Origin of the sequence: Spectribacter acetivorans, from assembly GCF_031846305.1 — a bacterium.
GTDB classification, from domain to species: domain Bacteria; phylum Pseudomonadota; class Gammaproteobacteria; order Nevskiales; family Salinisphaeraceae; genus Spectribacter; species Spectribacter acetivorans.
Genome location: NZ_JAVRHY010000041.1, coordinates 1 through 580 on the forward strand (window position 1 = coordinate 1; position 580 = coordinate 580).

Consider the following 580-nt stretch of genomic DNA (forward strand, 5'->3'; position numbering starts at 1 on the left):
CCTTGAGCCGGCGGTTTTCGCTCTCAAGCTCCTTGAGCCGCTTCATCAGCGCGGCGTCCATGCCGCCGTACTTGCTGCGCCATTTGTAGAACGTCGCACTGCTCATGCCGTGCTCGCGGCACAACTCGGGCACCGGCACACCGTTCTCGGCCTGCTTGAGAATCGCCAGAATCTGGCTGTCGCTGTATCGGGATTTCTTCACTCAGAACCTCCTCGGGTTAGATTACGAGAAAATTCCACTTCTAAACAGCGCTGATTTTCGGGGGGATTACCCGGCTAAGCCGCCAGGACGCACTCGAAACGAAACAGCGATCCGCGTGGCGGCGGCGCGAAGAACCGATTGCGACACGACAGCAGTCCTGCAATGCAATTCGTCTACTAATGCTTACCGGTGCCCGAAAGGGCGAGCTGTTGTCTGCCAAATGGGCGGATATTGATCTGGAACAAGGTGTCTGGACCAAGCCCGGTGCGACCACGAAACAGAAGACTGTGCATCGTGTACCGCTTTCGGCGCCCGCGCGCGAGTTACTTTCAGGTATTGATCGGTCGGGCGAGTACGTATTCCCTGCTCGCGACGGTG

General features: G+C 58.1%; 2 protein-coding genes. One reads left to right on the forward strand and one right to left on the reverse strand.

Annotated features, from left to right (window positions below):
- On the reverse strand, positions 1 to 202 hold a 202-nt coding region (locus RM531_RS16000), incomplete at its 3' end, for a transposase (protein ID WP_311660728.1).
- 137 nt (positions 203 to 339) lie between these two features.
- On the opposite strand from RM531_RS16000, the gene RM531_RS16125 reads away from it, so the two are divergent.
- On the forward strand, positions 340 to 580 hold a 241-nt coding region (locus RM531_RS16125), incomplete at its 3' end, for a tyrosine-type recombinase/integrase (protein ID WP_432280520.1).